Genomic DNA, 17,953 nt, shown 5'->3' on the forward strand with positions numbered 1-17,953 from the left:
TGATGTCCCTTGACCACCGGCTCTCCGCCGAGCACGAGGAACTCCGCCGTACGGTCGAGCAGTTCGCGCACGACGTGGTCGCCCCCAAGATCGGCGACTTCTACGAGCGGCACGAGTTCCCCTACGAGATCGTCCGCGAGATGGGCCGGATGGGCCTGTTCGGGCTGCCGTTCCCCGAGGAGTACGGCGGCATGGGCGGCGACTATCTCGCCCTCGGCATCGCCCTGGAGGAACTGGCCCGCGTCGACTCGTCCGTGGCCATCACCCTGGAGGCGGGCGTCTCGCTCGGCGCGATGCCCATCCATCTGTTCGGCACCGAGGAGCAGAAGCAGCAGTGGCTGCCCCGGCTGTGCTCGGGCGAGCTCCTCGGTGCCTTCGGCCTGACCGAGCCGGACTGCGGCTCCGACGCGGGCGGCACGAAGACCACCGCCGTGCGCGACGGCGACGAGTGGGTCATCAACGGCTCCAAGTGCTTCATCACCAACTCGGGCACCGACATCACCGGTCTGGTGACGGTCACCGCGGTCACCGGCCGCAAGGCGGACGGCCGGCCGGAGATCTCGGCCATCATCGTCCCCTCCGGCACACCGGGCTTCACGGTCGCCGCCCCCTACTCCAAGGTCGGTTGGAACGCCTCCGACACCCGTGAGCTGTCCTTCGCGGACGTCCGGGTCCCGGCCGCCAACCTGCTGGGCGAGGAGGGCCGCGGGTACGCGCAGTTCCTGCGCATCCTCGACGAGGGCCGCGTCGCCATATCGGCGCTGGCGACCGGCCTGGCGCAGGGCTGTGTGGACGAGTCCGTGAAGTACGCCCACGAGCGGCACGCGTTCGGCAGGCCCATCGGGGCGAACCAGGCGATCCAGTTCAAGATCGCCGACATGGAGATGAAGGCCCACATGGCGCGCGTCGGCTGGCGTGACGCGGCGTCACGGCTGGTGGCCGGCGAGCCCTTCAAGAAGGAGGCGGCCATCGCCAAGCTGTACTCGTCGACGGTCGCGGTGGACAACGCCCGCGAGGCGACCCAGATCCACGGCGGCTACGGCTTCATGAACGAGTATCCGGTGGCCCGCATGTGGCGCGACTCCAAGATCCTGGAGATCGGCGAGGGCACGAGCGAGGTCCAGCGGATGCTGATCGCAAGGGAGTTGGGCCTCCCCAACTGATCGGGCAGCGAACGGCGCGCGGCATCCCGGCAGGGGGTCGCGCGCCGTCGCGCGTTCAAGGCCGCGTGCGCTGCCGGGCCGCTTCCGCCGCCCCCACTGGACAGCTCGTAAGGTTAGGCTAACCTATCTTCGACCTTGCCAGTGGCCTGTGCGGCACGTACGAAAGCGGACTCACCATGCCCAACGCCCGAGCATCCCATCTCACTCGACGCGGCCTGCTCACGGCCGGCGGCGCCCTCGGGCTCGGCGTGGCGCTCGCTGCCTGCGGCCAGGAGAAGAAGGACGGCACGAAGGGCACCTCGGCCAAGTCCGCCGCGGAGTCCGGCCCCTGGTCCTTCAAGGACGACCGCGGCACGACGGCAGAGGCGAAGTCCACCCCGAAGAACATCGTCGCCTTCACCGGCGCCGCAGCCGCCCTGTACGACTACGGCATCGAGGTCGCGGGCGTGTTCGGCCCGACGAAGACGGCCGACGGCAAGGCCGATGTCCAGGCCGGCGACATGGACGTCACCAAGCTGGAGATCCTGGGCAACGTCTGGGGCGAGTTCAACGTCGAGAAGTACGCGGCGCTCGCGCCGGAGCTCCTGGTGACGGACATGTGGGAGAAGGACGCCCTCTGGTACGTGCCGGACCAGTCCAAGGACAAGATCCTGGGCCTGGCCCCGAGCGTCGCCCTCTGGGCGGGCCGGATCAACATGCCGGGCGCCCTCCAGCGCCGCGCGGACCTCGCCGGCGCGCTGGGCGCCGACCTGAAGGCCAAGAAGGTCACGGACGCCAAGGCCCGCTTCGAGAAGGCCGCGGAGCGGCTGCGCCGGGCGGCCAAGTCCAAGCCGGACGTGAAGGTCCTCATCGGCTCCGGCAGCCAGGACCTCTTCTATGTCTCCGTGCCCAAGATGTCCGCGGACACGCTCTACTTCCAGGAGCTCGGCGTGAGGTTCGTCGAGCCCAAGGCGAACGCCCAGGGCTTCTTCGAGGAGCTGAGCTGGGAGAACGCCGGCAAGTACGACGCCGACGTCATCATGCTGGACAACCGCACCGGCACCCTCCAGCCCGACACCCTCAAGGCCAAGCCCACGTGGGCCGGGCTGCCCGCCGTGAAGGCCGGTCAGGTCGTCCCGCGCGTCACCGAGCCGATCTACTCGTACGACAAGTGCGCGCCGATCCTGGAGGATCTCGCCGAGGCCATCGAGAACGCGAAGAAGGTCTCCTGACGATGGCGAGCGCGGCAGAGCCCGCCCCGTTCCGCTTCTTCGGCCTCCGGGTGGCACGGACGCGGCGGCTCGGCCCGTCGCTGGTCCGGGTCACCTTCACGGGCGCCGAGGACCGCGCCGGCCTGCGGGACTTCACGTCCGGCGGCCGCGACCAGTCGCTGTCACTGTTCCTGCCGCACCCGGGCCAGGACGCACCCGTCGTCCCCGTCGACGCGGGCGACCTGTACGCGGTGCTCGGCGCCTACCGGGCGCTGCCCGAGGACGTGCGGGCGGTGATGCGCTCGTACACGGTGCGGGAGCAGCGGCCGGAGGCGGGCGAGGTGGACATCGACTTCGCCGTCCACGAGGACGGCGGTCCGGCCTGCCGCTGGGCGCCGGCCGCGGAGCCGGGGCACCGGGTGACGGTGCTCGGACCGGCCGTCGCCGACAACACCGGGGTGCGCTGCCGGCCGCCCGAGGACACCGACTGGGTGCTGATCTGGGCGGACGAGACGGCGCTGCCCGCCGCCGCGGCGATCCTGGGGTGGCTGCCGCCCGGCCAGCAGGCCAGGGTCTGGATCGAGGTGCCGTGCTCCGGCGACCGGCTGCCGCTGAGGACCGACGCGGACGCCGAGATCACCTGGCTCGTCCGCGACCAGGGCGCGCCGCCGGCCGTGGCAGCCGTCGCCGCCGCCGAACTGCCCGGGGGCGTCCCGTACGCGTGGATCGCTGGGGAGTCGGGGAGCGTCAAGGCCCTGCGGCGCCATCTGGTGAACGACCGCGGGTTCGACCGGCGCCGGGTCACGTTCGTCGGCTACTGGAAGCGCGGGCTGAGCGAGGACGGACTGCGCGAGGAGGCCGAGCGGTGACGGACCCCGAGACGAGCGCGTGCCGCCCTGGGACGGTCCCCGGGGCGGCACGCGTCAATTTCCTGGAGCGGGCTACCGCACCTGCTCCGCCGGCCACGGCACCTGCGGCGAGCGGTAGTGGTCGATCCCGAGCGCCGACAGCCGCGGCCCCTGCGCCGCGAGCCGCACCTTGTAGGCGTCCCAGTCGTGCGTGGCCGCCGGCGACCATCCGAGCTCGGCGACGCCGGGCAGCCGCGGGAACGCCATCTGGTCGATGTGCGCGTCGCTCGAGATGGTCTCCGTCCACAGCGGCGCCTCGACGCCCTTGATCGCGCTCGCGGGCGCGCCCGGCAGATAGGTCGCCGGGTCCCAGTCGTAGGAGCGCCGCACATCGACGTAACCGGCCCAGGCGAGGCCCAGCTTGGTGTTCTTGTCGTACTTCATGTCGAGGTAGACCCGGTCGGCCGGCGAGAGGATCAGCCCGGTGCCGTTCCTGGCCGCCTGTGCCACCTGCTCCTTCTCGGCCTGCCGGGTGCCGTCGAGGCCCCAGTACTGGGCGAGCGCGCCCCGCTGCGGGGTCGCGCCGGTGAGCTGGTGCCAGCCGATGACGGTCTTGCCGTACTTGGCGACGATCGGCTGCACCCGGTTCATGAACGCCACATAGTCCTCATGGCTGGTCGAGTGCGCCTCGTCGCCGCCGATGTGGATGTACCGGCCGGGGGTGAGCGCGGCCAGCTCGCGGATCACGTCGTCCGCGAAGTCGTACGTGAGCTCCTTGTCCACGCACAGCGAGCTGAAGCCGACGGCCGTGCCGGTGTAGAGGGGCGGGGCGACGCCGTCGCAGTTCAGTTCGGCGTACGAGGCGAGGGCGGCGTTGGTGTGGCCGGGCATGTCGATCTCCGGCACGACCTCCAGATGGCGCGAGGCGGCGTAGCGGACGATCTCCCGGTACTGGGCCTTCGTGTAGTGGCCGCCGGGGCCGCCGCCGACCTCGGTGGAGCCGCCGTACGTGGCCAGCCGCGGCCAGGAGTCGATCGCCAGGCGCCAGCCCTGGTCGTCGGAGAGATGCAGATGCAGCGTGTTGATCTTGTACAGGGCCAGATGGTCGATGTAGCGCTTGACCTGGCCGACCGTGAGGAAGTGCCGTGACACGTCGAGCATGGCGCCCCGGTGGGCGTAGCGGGGGCTGTCGGTGATGGTGCCGCCCGCGATCTGCCAGGGGCCGGTCTGCCGGGTGTCCGACTCGACGGAGGCGGGCAGCAGCTGACGGAGTGTCTGCACGCCGTGGAAGAGACCGGCGGGCCGGTGGGCGGTGACGGTGACACCGCTGGGCGCCGAGCGGAGCCGGTAGCCCTCCTCCCCCAGGCCGCTCTCCTCCGCCGCCAGCCGGAGCCTGATGGAGCGCGCCGCCGGCTCGGTGGTGACAGGCAGGGCGTAGCCCGTCGACGGGCGCAGCACCTCGGCGAGACGTTCGCCGACGGCCCGCGCCTCCGGCGAGGCGTCGGTGCGGATGCGGGTGGCGGCGGTCAGGGTGTAGGGCGCGCCGCCGGGGCTGACGGAGGCGGGGGCGGGGACGATCTGGCCGAGCGGCCGGACGGCCGGGGCGCGTTCCGCGCCGGAGGCGGCGGCCGCGGGGACGGAGCCGGAGAGGGCTGCCACCGTGACGAGCAGGAGCGAACCGAGCAGTCGGGGAATCGGTCGGGGCTGACTCACAGGCTGGGGTCCCTTCGACGGGGTGTCTCGTCTGTGCGCAGAGCAACCGGACTGTCACCATGCGTACCGTGCGCCTCAACTGCGGTCAAGGTGTAGACCACTTACTCGTTCCGCCGGTGAAAGAATCCCCTCATGGCGGAAATCATCCAGAAGGACGGGACCTGGACGTTCGACGGGGACACGGTGCGCATCGTGCCGGGCAGCGACAAGAGCGTGAGCGCACTGCGCCGCGCGCTCGGGGAAGTCGCGGTGCCGCTGAGGGCGTTGGCCGGGATCTCGTTCGAACCCGGCAAGAAGGCGGGCCGGCTGCGGCTGCGACTGCGTGACGGCGCGGACCCGCTGCTCCAGATCACCGCCGGCAGGCTGGAGGACGCCTGGGACCCGTACCGGCTGAGCGTGGAGCCGGGGCGCACCGGGGTCGCCGAGTACTTCGTCGACGAGGTCCGCCGGGCGCTGCTGCTGGACCAGGTGGAGTCGGGCCCGCTGGACGCCTACGCGCTGCCGGGGCCGCCGCTGCCGATCACGGTCGGCGCGGGCGACGGGACGGTCGCGTTCGACGGCGAGCGGATCCGCCTGGAGTGGAACTGGAAGACGGAGGAGTCGAAGCAGTCCGGCGGCCCGCGCACGCTGGCGCTCGACGACGTCCGCGCGGTGGAGTGGCTGCCCGCCGCAGGACTGGAGAACGGCTATCTGCGCTTCCGGGTCACCCCGGAGCCGGTCCGGACGCCGCCCAAGCACGATCCGCACGCGGTGGAGCTGTGGGGCTTCCGCAAGGATCCCCTCATGGCGCTGGTCGCGGCGGCGGTCGTGGCGCGTATGCCGCACCCGTACGCGGCCGACGCGGCGCGGCCGGCGCCGGCGCTCACGGCAGCGGCCCACGAGACCGCCGGTTCTCTCGAGCCGGGCGGTTCCGGCGGTTCCGGCGCGGCGGACGATCACGATGTGCTGCTGCGGCGACTGCGTGAACTGGGCGAGCTGCATCAGGCCGGGATACTGACCGAGGACGAGTTCAGCACCGCGAAGCAGGCCGTCCTCAGACGAATGTGAGCTATCTCCTGCCCGATAACGGGCAGGATTCTTGCAGGCAACAGCTCCCACCCTCCAATATCGACGGGTGCTCGAACCTCGCCAGTCAGTGCGCACGTCGCACGACGACCTCATCGACCACCTGGTGCGCAGCACCGCGCTCCAGCGCGGGGAGGCCGCCCGGGTGATCCTCGACGTGCTGGCGTACTTCGACGAGACGACCGAGGAGTTCGTCCGCCGCCGCCACCGCGAACTGCAGTCCGGCGGCGCCGTGAACTCCGCGATCTTCGAGCGGATCGCGGCCGAACTGCCGCACCGCGCCGTGGCGCCGCCGGAGCTCTCGCTCCGCCAGCTGCGCCGCATCGTCTACGGCTGAACAGCCTGTCGGGCCGGGCACACCCAGAACTATGGAGGGGCAGAAACCGTATGTGCGGAATCGTCGGATACATCGGCAGGCGTGATGTGGCTCCGCTGCTGCTGGAGGGCCTGCAGCGGCTGGAGTACCGGGGCTACGACTCCGCGGGCGTGGTGATCAACAGCCCCCGGTCCGCCGGGCTGAAGATGGTCAAGGCCAAGGGCCGCGTCCGCGACCTCGAGGCCCGCGTCCCGAAGCGCTTCGCCGGCACCACCGGCATCGCGCACACCCGCTGGGCCACCCACGGCGCCCCGAGCGACGAGAACGCCCACCCGCACCTGTCGGCCGACAACCAGGTCGCCGTCGTGCACAACGGCATCATCGACAACGCCACCGAGGTGCGCGCCAAGCTCGAGGCCGACGGCGTCGTCTTCGCCTCGGAGACCGACACCGAGGTGCTCACACACCTGATCGCGCGCGCCCAGGCCGACACCCTCGAGGAGAAGGTCCGCGAGGCGCTGAAGCTGATCGACGGCACGTACGGCATCGCCGTCATGCACGCCGACTTCCCCGACCGCATCGTGGTCGCCCGCAACGGCTCCCCGGTCGTCCTCGGCATCGGCGAGAAGGAGATGTTCGTCGCCTCCGACGTCGCCGCCCTCGTCGCCCACACCCGCCAGGTCGTCACGCTCGACGACGGCGAGATGGCCACCCTCAAGGCCGACGACTTCCGTACGTACACCACCGAGGGATCGCGCACGACGGCCACGCCGACCACCGTGGAGTGGGAGGCCGAGTCGTACAACATGGGCGGCCACGACACGTACATGCACAAGGAGATCTCCGAGCAGCCCGACGCGGTCGACCGCGTGCTGCGCGGCCGGATCGACGACCGGTTCAACACCGTGCACCTGGGCGGTCTGAACCTGGACGCCCGCGAGGCGCGCTCCATCCGCCGCGTGAAGATCCTCGGCTGCGGCACCTCCTACCACGCCGGTCTGATCGGCGCCGGGCTCATCGAGTCCCTCGCCCGTATCCCGGCCGACGCGGAGCCGGCGTCCGAGTTCCGCTACCGCAACCCGGTCGTGGACCCCGACACCCTCTACATCGCCGTCTCCCAGTCCGGCGAGACCTACGACGTCCTCGCGGCCGTCCAGGAGCTGAAGCGCAAGGGCGGCCGGGTGCTCGGCGTCGTCAACGTCGTCGGTTCGGCGATCGCCCGCGAGGCGGACGGCGGCACGTACGTCCACGCCGGCCCCGAGGTCTGCGTCGTCTCCACCAAGTGCTTCACCAACACGGTCGTCGCCTTCGCGCTGATCGCCCTGCACCTGGGCCGCATCCGCGACCTGTCGGTCTCCGAGGGCCGCCGGATCATCGACGGTCTGCGCAGGCTGCCCGCCCAGATCAGCGAGATCCTCGAGACCGAGGGCGAGATCAAGAAGCTGGCCGAGCAGTACGCGGACGCCAAGTCGATGATGTTCATCGGCCGGGTGCGAGGCTACCCGGTGGCTCTGGAGGCGTCCTTGAAGCTCAAGGAGATCTCCTACATCCACGCGGAGGCCTACCCGGCGTCCGAGCTCAAGCACGGCCCGCTCGCGCTGATCGAGCCCGCGCTGCCGACCGTCGCGATCGTGCCGGACGACGAGCTGCTGGAGAAGAACCGGGCGGCGCTGGAGGAGATCAAGGCCCGCAGCGGCCGGATCCTCGCGGTCGCCCACAGCGAGCAGGAGAAGGCCGACCACACCATCGTGGTGCCGAAGAACGAGGATGAGCTGGACCCGATCCTGATGGGCATCCCGCTCCAACTGCTGGCCTACCACACGGCGTTGGCCCTCGGCCGGGACATCGACAAGCCGCGCAACCTCGCGAAGTCGGTCACGGTCGAGTAGAACGACTCCGCAGGAAGACGCCCCCTGTGTGCGGCCGGCCGCGCACAGGGGGCGTCTCTTTCCGCGCGGGCGTCGAACAGGACGACCCCGCCGGCCCACTGGACTCATCCCGCTGGACTCATGGCGAGTGAGCCGAAGGGGTGCGCGGCCCGCGGCCGGAGGCCGCTGTGGATACAGCGAAAGGGAGGACGCGCGGAGATCCCGAGGAACGTGGGGGCACCTCCCGGACGGAGTCTGGGGGAGGATCAAGCACGGTCGACCGTCGACACACGCACAGAGCGCCCGGTGGGGGTCCCCCCGGCGAAGCCAGAGGGAGAACCGAGCCCGGAAGATAGGGGGCCGGTGCGAGACCCCGAAGCACCGGCCCGTCATGCTGCAGTGAGGCCGCGTGCCTCAGCCGGTGGCCGTCACTCCCCGGCGGCCGGCAGCGCGTCCGGTGAAGGTGGGCCACTTGGCGAGCGCGGCCGTCGCGCCGTACCAGGCCACCAGGCCCGCCACCGCGCCGACCCAGCCACCGGCCTTGGCCAGCCCCTCGTTGCCCGCGAAGGCGGCTATGCCGCCCAGCAGCAGGGCGAGGGTCAGCAGCCCGTACACACCCTGGTCCAGCACGCCGCTGCCGGAGGCCGCGGCGGTCAGGGTCAGGGCGAGCAGCGCCCACAGGAGCATGAAGAGGCCCGCCGCCTCGGCCGAGGTCTCCGCGCCGACGGCGGTGCCCCAGGTGAACCAGAACGCGCCCAGACCGGCGAACGCCGTGCCGGAACCGCCGTTCCCGGCGCGGAACTCGAGCAGTCCGACGACGAAGAGCGCCACGCCGCCGACCCAGGTGGCGAGCGCGGCCGTGTCGGCCGCGGTCACGTTGTCGATCACGCCGGTGTTGCCGACGCCGAACGCCAACAGGGTCAGTCCGAGGGCGAGACGGCCGAGAGTCGAAGTAGAACCAGCGCTTCCCGCAGAGACGTCGTTGTCCACGGCGGGCTCCCTTCCTGTCCTGTGCAGTTGTGCTGCAAGTGCTGCTGTTCCCAGGACCGGTATGTACCCTTCACAAGCGCACAATCCACCTGCTACGGATGGGTAGGTTCCGCGGAGTCGAGAGGAAGTCGGGGAGCCGCGCAGGAAGTTGACGCGACCTCAGCCGGAAGGCGACGGCCCCGGCTACGGGATGACGACCACCGGGCGCTGCGCGCGCTTCGCGAGCCGCCCCGCGACCGAGCCGAAGAGCCGGCCCACGATCCCGTGCGTGGAGCCGACCACGATCGCGTCGGCCGAGTACTCACGGCCGACCTCTTCCAGTTCATGACAGATGTCGCCGCCGCGCTCGACCAGGATCCAGGGCACCTCCGCGAGGTAGTCCGCGCAGGCCAGCTCCAGCCCGAGGACCTCGGTGCGGTGGTCGGGCACATCCACGAAGACGGGCGGCTCGCAGCCGGCCCAGACGGTGGTCGGCAGCCGGTTGGCCACGTGGACGATGATCAGCCCGGACCCGTTCCGGCGCGCCATGCCGATGGCGTAGGCGAGCGCCCGCTCACTGGAGGTGGAGCCGTCGAAACCGACGACGACTCCGTGCCGGAAGGCGGGATCGCATGAATGGCGTGCTTCTTCCGCCGCCCGCAGGTCCGACAGAGGATCGGCTACCTGCTTGCGGTCCGCGGGTTCGGGGATTTCGTGACCGGCCATCGGTGTCTCGGCGAAGGAGGTCCTCTTCGGAGGAATCGACTGGGGGGTGCGTCGGTGGAGCGGCGGAGCTGTGTCCGGGAATCATCTTCCCAACCCCATACCCCAAGGGTACGGCGACACTCCTCTCCTGCCCAGGGCCCGCTGCCCCCATGCGCGACGTTCCAGGGAGCATGCCCGAGCGCGCCCGGGATCGCAATGCCGCTTGGTCACTACAGCCGTCTGCGCGCCGCCCGGTGACCGGATGACCGCGGTCCTCGTTGCCCACTGAGCCACCCCCGCCGCACCGCCCGCCGCCCTGCCGTCCCGTCACCCCCTCCGCCTCCCTCCCCGCCGCACCCAGGAGCTCCCGTGCCCGCACGACCGCCCCGCCCCGCCCGCTCGCCCCGCCGCGCCGCCGGCCCCTCCCCCTCGCGGCCGCCCTCCTCACGGCGCGGCCCCTCCCGGCCGCCGTCGGGCCGGCCGTCGGACCCGGCGAGCGACGTCGTCCGCTGGGGCGCGTTCAGCTGTCTGCTCGTACTCGTCGTGCTGGTCGTGTACGGGACGTCCGTCGGCGGCGCGGCCGCCGCCGCGCTCGGTCTCGCGGCGGTCACCGGGGCCTGCCGGGTCCTGCTGCGCCACTCCGATCGGACCGCGGCGCGGTGCCGTGCGGCGCCGGAGCCGACGCTCACCGGAAGCCAAGACTCCGGTACCGTCCCGAGGGCGCACCGCGGCGCACGGCACGGATCGAGGCGCACGCCGGGCGGCTGACGGTTTCGTGTGCCGCTCCACCGTATATTTTCAGCCAACTTCACCACACAGGCCGAACCTTGCCGAAATGGCCTGCCAACCCCCTTGTCACCAGGGAGGAAAGGGCTGAAGACGGCGTCCGCACCCTACGGGGACGGGCCATGCCCGTCCCGCGCCCTTCCCTGCGGGCCCCCTGAGTGGAACGCTTCGTGATCGAATGCATCGCGCCAAGTTGCCATGTCGACATAGCGGGGCATCCCGAACGTGTCACACCGACGCCATGGGACGCAGTAGATTCGATCATGAGTATCGACGGCCGGGGGACTCGTGCAGAACCGAGGGGAAACGTGCAGGAGCGAAAGGCCCGAAACGAACGGGGAGACGCGCACTTCGAGGGGGGTTTAGCGTCATGAGTCAGGACTCCGCCGCGCCGGAGACGGCACGGAAGCTGTCCGGGCGCCGGCGACGCGAAGTCGTCGCCGTGCTGCTGTTCAGCGGCGGCCCTATATTCGAGAGTTCCATCCCGCTCTCGGTGTTCGGAATTGACCGTCAGGACGCCGGAGTTCCTCGCTACCGCTTGCTGGTGTGCGGGGGCGAGGACGGACCACTGAGAACCACGGGCGGTCTGGAACTGACCACACCGTACGGCCTCGAGGCGATCAGCAGGGCAGGCACCGTCGTGGTGCCCGCCTGGCGCTCGATCACCTCGCCGCCACCGCCCGAGGCGCTCGACGCGCTGCGCCGGGCCCATGAGGAGGGCGCCCGCATCGTCGGCCTGTGCACCGGGGCGTTCGTCCTGGCCGCGGCCGGCCTGCTCGACGGGCGCCCGGCAACCACCCACTGGATGTACGCGCCGACGCTGGCCAAGCGTTACCCGTCCGTCCATGTGGATCCGCGTGAGCTGTTCGTCGACGACGGCGATGTGCTCACGTCCGCTGGGACGGCGGCCGGCATCGACCTCTGCCTGCACATCGTGCGCACCGACCACGGCACGGAGGCGGCCGGGGCTCTCGCCCGCAGGCTCGTCGTCCCACCGCGGCGCAGTGGCGGCCAGGAGCGCTACCTCGACAGGTCTTTACCTGAGGAAATCGGCTCCGACCCGCTGGCAGAGGTCGTGTCCTGGGCACTGGAACACCTCCACGAGCAGTTCGACGTGGAGACGCTGGCGGCGCGTGCGTACATGAGCAGGCGCACCTTCGACCGGCGGTTCCGCTCGCTGACCGGATCCGCCCCGCTGCAGTGGCTGATCACCCAGCGGGTGCTGCAGGCGCAGCGGCTGCTCGAGACCTCCGACTACTCGGTCGACGAGGTCGCGGGCCGCTGCGGCTTCCGCTCCCCGGTGGCCCTGCGCGGGCACTTCCGGCGGCAGCTGGGGTCCTCCCCGGCCGCCTACCGGGCCGCGTACCGGGCCCGCCGCCCGCAGGGCGATCCGGACCGGACACCGATGATGGACGCCGTGGTGCCCGCGCAGGCGGGCCCCGGGGCCAGGCGCGCACCGGCCGGGGCATCCACCCTCGCGTCGGCCGCCGACCTGGGCAAACCGGCCCCGGAGGCGTACGCGGCAGGTCACGGCCGCCCGAGCATGCCCGGACCGCGCAGCGCACCGTAGGCCGCGCGGCCCACAGCCCGACCCGGCCCGGCCCGGCCGGGACGCCCCTCGCACAGGGCGGCGTCCCGGCCGGGCCGGCGGCGTTCACGGGCCGGGCCGCACAACGCCGGGAACGCGGCACCGACACCCCCGTAAGGTAGGACGCATGAACGACCGCATGGTGTGGATCGACTGCGAGATGACCGGGCTCTCGCTGACGGACGACGCACTCATCGAGGTGGCCGCGCTGGTCACCGACTCGGAACTGAACGTACTCGGCGAAGGTGTGGACATCGTGATCCGCCCGCCGGACGAGGCGCTCGAGACGATGCCCGACGTGGTGCGCCGTATGCACACCGCCTCCGGCCTCCTCGACGCCCTGGCGGGCGGCACGACCCTGGCGCAGGCCGAGGAGCAGGTCCTCTCCTACGTCCGCAAGCACGTCAAGGAGCCCGGCAAGGCCCCGCTGTGCGGCAATTCGGTCGGCACCGACCGCGGCTTCCTGCTGCGGGACATGCCGACGCTGGAGGGCTACCTCCACTACCGGATCGTCGACGTCTCCTCGGTCAAGGAGCTGGCCCGCCGCTGGTACCCGCGGGCGTACTTCAACAGCCCGGAGAAGAGCGGCAACCACCGGGCGCTGGCCGACATCCGCGAGTCCATCGCCGAACTCCGCTACTACCGTGAGGCGGTCTTCGTCCCGCAGCCCGGACCCGACTCCGAGACGGCGAAGGCCATCGCCGCCAAGCACGTACTGCCGGCCCAGTAGCCGCCGGGCTCGGCGCCCAACGGAAACGTGGGCGCGAGCACCCTCTCGGACCCTGTACACTTTTTCTCGGCCGGTCAGGAAAGCGACCGGTCGTGGTGGGTATAGCTCAGCTGGTAGAGCACCTGGTTGTGGTCCAGGATGTCGCGGGTTCAAGTCCCGTTACTCACCCTGACGGGCAAGGGCCCCGGTCTTCGGACCGGGGCCCTTGCCGTGCGCCCGCCGTGGCGGCGCACCGTCACGACGAGTCGCGCACCACCAGCTCCGTCGGCAGCACGATCTGGGGCCGCTCCGGGGACGGCTGCGCGATCTCCTGGAGCAGCACGCCGGCCATGGTGCGGCCCATCTCCTCCGTCGGCTGGCGCACGCTGGTGAGCGCCGGGTCCATGTGGCGGGCCACCGCCGAGTCGTCGAAGCCGACCAGGGCCACGTCGTCGGGAATGCGGCGGCCCGACTCGCGCAGCACGTGCCGGGCGCCCGAGGCCATGACGTCGGAGGCGGCGAAGACGGCGTCGAGGTCGGGGCGGGCCTCCAGCAGTGTGCGCATCGCGAGCCGGCCGCCCTGCTCGGTGAAGTCGGCGACCGCCGTCAGCCGGGGGTCGGCGTCCAGGCCGGCCCCGGCGACGGCGGAGCGGTAGCCGTCCAGCCGGCGCTCCGCGCCGTACACGTCCAGTGGGCCCGCGATCGTCGCGACGGTGCGGCGGCCCCGGGCCGCCAGATGGGCCACCGCCTCCCGCGCGCCCCCGAAGTTGTCCGAGTCGACCGCCGCGAGCGTCTCACCGGCCGAACGGCGGCCGCTGATCACCACGGGGATCGACAGCTGCTCCAGCAGGTCCGGCAGCGGGTCGCCCGCGTGCATCGAGACCAGCAGCACTCCGTCGACCCGGTGCGCGGCCAGGTACTGGGCGAGCGTCTTGCGCTCCCGGTCGTTGCCGGCGAGCGTCAGGAGGAGCTGCATCTCGGTGTCGGCGAGCGCCGCCCCGACCCCGCTCACCATCTCGGAGAAGTACGGCTCCGCGAAGAAACGGTCCTCGGGCTCGGGGACGACGAGGGCGACCGCGTCCGTACGGTTCCCCGCGAGCGCGCGGGCCGCCCGGTTCGGTATGTAGCCCAGCTCCGCGACGGCCGCCTCGACCAGGGCGCGGGTCTCCTCGCTGACCCGCGGCGAGCCGTTGATCACCCGGGAGACGGTGCCGCGGCCGACGCCCGCGCGTGCGGCCACCTGCTCGAGTGTGGGCAGGCCGGTGGCCCGTCCCCCGCCGTTTCCCGCGCGGATGGTCCGAGACATCGCGTCCGCCTCCCCAGGCTGCCCAGGCGGAGAACATAACGCGTCCGGGGCCCTCGGCACCCCGGTTCCCGGCCGACGATCCGGCCGAATCGCACATGGGAGCGCTCCCATGCTCCGGTGTGCGATGTCCCACAGAATCCGCAGGTCACCGGCCTGCCGCGGGCGGCCGTCGGCGTGCTAAAAGTACGGTTCCCGAACAAATGCGGCGCGGTCGGCCGCCCGGGTGCGCCCCCGCACACGCGTCTCGGGCCCGTACCCCCTACCTCCCGCACCCCGCGAAGGAGGACGCGATGCGCAGGCCATCCGCGCGGTCGTCGCCGCCGCCGTCGTCACCGCGCTCGGCGCCGGGCTGCTCACCGGCTGCGCCGGGACGGCGGAGCCGCGGGCGACGGCAGGACCACCCTCACCGTCGGCGTCTTCGGAGCCTTCGGCCTCGAGGAGGCGGGCCTGTACCACGAGTACATGCGGCTCCACCCGGAGATCAGGATCGAGCAGACGTCGATCCAGCGGAACAAGACCGGCCGGCTCCAGCCCCCGGGGCGTATAAGGCACGGGGGTGCGTGGCCCGGGCACATCCAGCCTCGCCGGCGATTGAGGCACGGGGTTCGGGGCAGCGCCCCGACAAGACCGGCGTGCCCCCGCGCAAGACGACGGCGTGGCGCCGCCCCCGGCCGGTGGGGCGGCAAGGGGCGGCGCCCGTGGGGGGCGGGAGGGGTGGCTACTTGTAGGCGCCGAAGGCCTTCGTGAAGGCCAGCGGCTGCTGCAGGATCGAGCTGCACGTCGCGTCCGCCGCCGGCTTCTCCCCGCCCGCGCACTGCTTGTCCCGCGTCGAGGACCACATCGACAGCCACGTCAGATCCTTCGACTCGGCGAAGGCCACGAGCTGCGTGGCGTCCTCCACCGTGAAGATCTCGGTCACGACGTCGTTGACGCCGATCATCGGCGTCACCGCGACCGTCTGCCACGCGGCCGTGTCGGAGAGGCCGAGCACGCCCTTGAGCTGTGCCTGGGTCGCGGTGGCCGCGGAGATCGCGTAGTCGCCCATGTCGCCGCTGTACGCCGGGCCGTAGTCCATCGCCATGATGTTGACCGCGTCGACCCGGACGCCGTTCCGCTTCGCGTCGGCGATCAGGTCGACGCCCGGCTGGGTGAGGCCCTCGGGCATGACGGGCAGGGTGAAGGAGACGTCGAGGTCCGCGTGGGCCTTCTGGAGCTGCGCGATCGCCTGCGAGCGCCGGGTGTTGGCGGCGGTGTCGGGCAGCGCCGCGCCCTCGATGTCGAAGTCGACCTTGGTGAGCTTGTACGTGTCGACGACCTTGCCGTAGGCCGCCGCCAGGTCGGCGGCGGAGGAGCAGTTGAGCGCCAGCTCGTGGCCCGCCGCGCCGCCGAAGGAGACGCGGACGTCGCCGCCCTTGGCGCGTAGGGCGCCGATCTGGGAGGCAACCTTGTCGTTGGCGAGGTCCGTGACGCCGCCCCACAGCGGGGCGCAGCTTCCGCCGGAGGTGATGAAGGCGAGGTTGAAGTCCTTGACGCCGGTCTTCGCGGCCGTGTCGAGCATGTCGTACGCGGGGTGGAGCGAGGTGTCGATGTACGGCGCGTAGCGCGCGGCCGCGCCCGGCTTCGGCGTCTCAGAAGCGGTCGGCGTCGGCGTCGGCGGGACCGTCGGCGTCGGCTGCGGCGTCGCCCCGCCGCCGGCCGAGCACGTGACCTCGTTGATGAGGCACGCCGTCGGGTCCGCGGCTTCCCCGCTCGCGGAGGTGACGAAGCCGACGGTGACCGATGCGCCCGGCGCCAGGCTCTTGTTCCAGCTCGCGGGCCTGACCGTGACGTGCCGGCCGTCCACGGTGTGCTCGCCGTTCCACAGCGAGCCGATCTCCGTACCGGCGGGCAGGTCGAACTCGAGCGTCCAGTCCGTCTGCGCCGTGCCGGTCTCGTTGGTGATGACGTACTGGCCGGTGTAACCGCCGTCCCAGGCACTGGTCCTGGTGTACGCGGCGCCCACAGAGGCGGCCTGGGCGGTGCCGGTGAGGAAGATCGCGGCGCCGCCGATCACCGCGGTCACGACGACCGCGCCGACCGCCTTGGTCCTGACGCTCGCCCTGCGCCGGTGCGTGCTGCTGCCCATCGCGTGCCTGCCTCTGCGTTACGGAGTCGGGGGTGGTGCGCTGCACGCTAGCGGCCCCGAACCGGACAAATGACCGATCAGGGGCAGCGGTCGGGCTTCTTAGGGCGCGCTTAAGGGAGGCATCGGAAGCGATTAATGCTGGCCGACGCCCAAGGCCCGACGGCTACCGCGGCGCCGTCCTCCGTCGCCGCTGCACCCGCCCGCGCCGCCGTCCCCGTCGGCCCTCCGCGGCCGCTTCGCGCGGGTCGAGGCCGATCCAGATCCGTACCTCCGTGCCGCCGAGCACGGAGCTGCCGATGCGTACGTCGCCGCCGGTGGACTCGGCGACCCGGCGCACGATGTCCAGCCCGAGCCCCGTCGAGCCCTCCCTGGCCCCGCTGTTGCCGCGGGCCATGGCGGCCGCCGGGTCGGCGATGCCGGGGCCCGCGTCCGAGACGAGGACGATGACCGCGTCGTCGCCGTTGTGGACGTCGACCGAGAAGGCCGTGCCCTCGGGCGTGTGGCGGAAGACGTTGCCGAGCAGCGCGTCGAGCGCGGCGGCCAGTTCGGGGCGGGCGACCGGGATGCGTACGGGCCGGTCGACCCCGGCGAGCCGGACCTTGCGGCCCTCGTCCTCCGCGAGCGCCGACCAGAATCCCATCCGCTCGCGGACCACTTCGGAGACGTCGCAGCCCGCGCCGGGTCCGGCCGCCGCGGTCTGCGGCTTGGCCTCGCGGGCGGTGCGGATGATGGTGTCGACCTCGCGCTCGAGTTGGGCGACGGCCGCGCGGGTCTGCTCGGCGGCGGTGCTCTCGCCCAGTGACGCCGCGTTCAGCCGGAGCACGGTCAGCGGGGTGCGGAGCCGGTGCGACAGGTCGGCGGCCAGCTCGCGTTCGTTGGCGAGGAGTTGAACGACCTGGTCGGCCATCGAGTTGAACGCGACGGCCGCGGACCGCAGTTCGGGCGGGCCCTCCTCGGGGACGCGCGCCCCGAGCCGGCCCTCCCCCAGGTCGTGCGCGGCGCCCGCGAGCCGCTGCGCCGGCTGCACCATCCGTACGCCCAGCCGGTCGGCGACCGCGACGGAGCCGACGATCAGCGCGATGCCGACGCCCGCGAGGACGAGCCAGGCGGTGTCGACGCCGTTGGAGACCTCGCCCTCGGGTACGAAGATCTCGACGACGGCGATCTGGCCGGTGCCGATCGCGGTCGGCTGCAGCAGTACGGACCCGCCGGACACCTCGGCGATCGAGGCGCGGCCGATCAGTTCGACGATGGCCAGGTCCTTCTTGGCCGCGCGCCGTTTGCCGATCTCCAGCGGCAGGCTGCCCGGTTTACCGGACGCCGGGATGTGCACGGCCATCCGGCCGACCGCGCCGGCGGGCGTGGACTCGACGGCCCGCTCCAGCATGCGGCGTTCGGTGGTGACGGTCAGCGTGGGGCCGATGGTCGCCGCCTGCCGCTCGGCGTTGGAGAAGGCGCGGTCGCGGGCCATCTCCTTGATGACGATGCCCAGCGGGAGCGCGAAGGCGATCACGACCATCACCGTGACGGCCAGTGCGACCTTGACGAGCGCCCATCTCATGGCCGGTGTCCTTCGCTCATGGCCGGCGCCTCGCTCATGGC

General features: G+C 71.9%; 15 protein-coding genes and 1 tRNA gene. 10 read left to right on the forward strand and 6 right to left on the reverse strand.

Features of this window, described 5'->3' with window-relative positions; genetic code table 11:
- The first annotated feature begins 2 nt into the window (after positions 1-2).
- From ACWD01_RS01735 to ACWD01_RS01745, 3 genes are all read left to right on the forward strand, one after another.
- Positions 3-1,163 carry an acyl-CoA dehydrogenase family protein gene (locus ACWD01_RS01735; RefSeq protein WP_451156972.1) on the forward strand — a complete coding sequence of 387 codons (1,161 nt, stop codon included), beginning with the start codon at positions 3-5 and terminating at the stop codon, positions 1,161-1,163.
- Positions 1,164-1,339: 176 nt separating this feature from the next.
- Complete coding sequence (locus tag ACWD01_RS01740) at positions 1,340-2,374, forward strand: ABC transporter substrate-binding protein (protein ID WP_451156973.1); 1,035 nt, start codon at positions 1,340-1,342, stop codon at positions 2,372-2,374.
- A 2-nt stretch (positions 2,375-2,376) separates the two neighbouring features.
- Complete coding sequence (locus ACWD01_RS01745) at positions 2,377-3,222, forward strand: siderophore-interacting protein (RefSeq protein WP_451156975.1); 846 nt, start codon at positions 2,377-2,379, stop codon at positions 3,220-3,222.
- Positions 3,223-3,294: 72 nt separating this feature from the next.
- On the opposite strand, the gene ACWD01_RS01750 is transcribed toward ACWD01_RS01745, so the two are convergent.
- Entirely contained in the window at positions 3,295-4,914 is a 1,620-nt protein-coding gene (locus ACWD01_RS01750) for a beta-N-acetylhexosaminidase (protein WP_451156976.1), read from the reverse strand.
- A 132-nt stretch (positions 4,915-5,046) separates the two neighbouring features.
- On the opposite strand from ACWD01_RS01750, the gene ACWD01_RS01755 reads away from it, so the two are divergent.
- The 3 genes from ACWD01_RS01755 (at position 5,047) to glmS (ending at position 8,184) form a co-directional block, all read left to right on the forward strand.
- On the forward strand, positions 5,047-5,961 hold the full coding sequence (locus ACWD01_RS01755; RefSeq protein WP_451156978.1) for a DUF4429 domain-containing protein: 915 nt from the start codon (positions 5,047-5,049) through the stop codon (positions 5,959-5,961).
- Positions 5,962-6,049: 88 nt separating this feature from the next.
- Entirely contained in the window at positions 6,050-6,316 is a 267-nt protein-coding gene (locus ACWD01_RS01760) for a hypothetical protein (protein ID WP_264243534.1), read from the forward strand.
- A gap of 50 nt (positions 6,317-6,366) precedes the next feature.
- A complete protein-coding gene (gene glmS / locus ACWD01_RS01765; RefSeq protein WP_451156979.1) occupies positions 6,367-8,184 on the forward strand; it encodes a glutamine--fructose-6-phosphate transaminase (isomerizing) in 1,818 nt (605 codons plus the stop codon).
- 393 nt (positions 8,185-8,577) lie between these two features.
- Here glmS and ACWD01_RS01770 read toward each other — a convergent pair whose 3' ends face one another.
- Entirely contained in the window at positions 8,578-9,153 is a 576-nt protein-coding gene (locus ACWD01_RS01770) for an acetate uptake transporter (protein ID WP_451156981.1), read from the reverse strand.
- Between the two features lie 183 nt (positions 9,154-9,336).
- On the reverse strand, positions 9,337-9,858 hold the full coding sequence (locus ACWD01_RS01775; RefSeq protein WP_356889566.1) for a universal stress protein: 522 nt from the start codon (positions 9,856-9,858) through the stop codon (positions 9,337-9,339).
- A gap of 348 nt (positions 9,859-10,206) precedes the next feature.
- Here ACWD01_RS01775 and ACWD01_RS01780 point away from each other — a divergent pair, with 348 nt between their 5' ends.
- The 4 genes from ACWD01_RS01780 to ACWD01_RS01795 all read left to right on the forward strand — a co-directional run bounded on the left by ACWD01_RS01780 (position 10,207) and on the right by ACWD01_RS01795 (position 13,109).
- Entirely contained in the window at positions 10,207-10,605 is a 399-nt protein-coding gene (locus ACWD01_RS01780; RefSeq protein ID WP_451156983.1) for a hypothetical protein, read from the forward strand.
- A 388-nt stretch (positions 10,606-10,993) separates the two neighbouring features.
- Positions 10,994-12,193 (forward strand): helix-turn-helix domain-containing protein, encoded by a 1,200-nt coding sequence (locus tag ACWD01_RS01785; protein WP_451156985.1) that lies wholly within the window; start codon positions 10,994-10,996, stop codon positions 12,191-12,193.
- A 145-nt stretch (positions 12,194-12,338) separates the two neighbouring features.
- On the forward strand, positions 12,339-12,941 hold the full coding sequence (gene orn / locus ACWD01_RS01790; RefSeq protein ID WP_356889560.1) for an oligoribonuclease: 603 nt from the start codon (positions 12,339-12,341) through the stop codon (positions 12,939-12,941).
- 95 nt (positions 12,942-13,036) lie between these two features.
- A tRNA-His gene (locus ACWD01_RS01795) sits at positions 13,037-13,109 on the forward strand.
- A 67-nt stretch (positions 13,110-13,176) separates the two neighbouring features.
- Here ACWD01_RS01795 and ACWD01_RS01800 read toward each other — a convergent pair.
- From ACWD01_RS01800 to ACWD01_RS01810, 3 genes are all read right to left on the reverse strand, one after another.
- On the reverse strand, positions 13,177-14,226 hold the full coding sequence (locus tag ACWD01_RS01800; protein ID WP_451156987.1) for a LacI family DNA-binding transcriptional regulator: 1,050 nt from the start codon (positions 14,224-14,226) through the stop codon (positions 13,177-13,179).
- A gap of 718 nt (positions 14,227-14,944) precedes the next feature.
- Positions 14,945-16,351 (reverse strand): glycoside hydrolase family 18 protein, encoded by a 1,407-nt coding sequence (locus tag ACWD01_RS01805; protein ID WP_451156989.1) that lies wholly within the window; start codon positions 16,349-16,351, stop codon positions 14,945-14,947.
- Positions 16,352-16,514: 163 nt separating this feature from the next.
- Entirely contained in the window at positions 16,515-17,912 is a 1,398-nt protein-coding gene (locus tag ACWD01_RS01810) for a sensor histidine kinase (RefSeq protein WP_451156991.1), read from the reverse strand.
- Between the last annotated feature and the right edge of the window lie 41 nt (positions 17,913-17,953).

It is taken from the genome of Streptomyces sp. NPDC002835 (assembly GCF_053591995.1).

Coding starts and splice junctions, on each gene's coding strand:
- ACWD01_RS01735 (WP_451156972.1), top strand. CDS start 3: ATGTCCCTTGACCACCGGCTCTCCGCCGAGCACGAGGAACTCCGCCGT.
- ACWD01_RS01740 (WP_451156973.1), top strand. CDS start 1,340: ATGCCCAACGCCCGAGCATCCCATCTCACTCGACGCGGCCTGCTCACG.
- ACWD01_RS01745 (WP_451156975.1), top strand. CDS start 2,377: ATGGCGAGCGCGGCAGAGCCCGCCCCGTTCCGCTTCTTCGGCCTCCGG.
- ACWD01_RS01755 (WP_451156978.1), top strand. CDS start 5,047: ATGGCGGAAATCATCCAGAAGGACGGGACCTGGACGTTCGACGGGGAC.
- glmS (WP_451156979.1), top strand. CDS start 6,367: ATGTGCGGAATCGTCGGATACATCGGCAGGCGTGATGTGGCTCCGCTG.
- ACWD01_RS01775 (WP_356889566.1), bottom strand. CDS start 9,858: ATGGCCGGTCACGAAATCCCCGAACCCGCGGACCGCAAGCAGGTAGCC.
- ACWD01_RS01785 (WP_451156985.1), top strand. CDS start 10,994: ATGAGTCAGGACTCCGCCGCGCCGGAGACGGCACGGAAGCTGTCCGGG.
- orn (WP_356889560.1), top strand. CDS start 12,339: ATGAACGACCGCATGGTGTGGATCGACTGCGAGATGACCGGGCTCTCG.
- ACWD01_RS01800 (WP_451156987.1), bottom strand. CDS start 14,226: ATGTCTCGGACCATCCGCGCGGGAAACGGCGGGGGACGGGCCACCGGC.
- ACWD01_RS01805 (WP_451156989.1), bottom strand. CDS start 16,351: ATGGGCAGCAGCACGCACCGGCGCAGGGCGAGCGTCAGGACCAAGGCG.
- ACWD01_RS01810 (WP_451156991.1), bottom strand. CDS start 17,912: ATGAGATGGGCGCTCGTCAAGGTCGCACTGGCCGTCACGGTGATGGTC.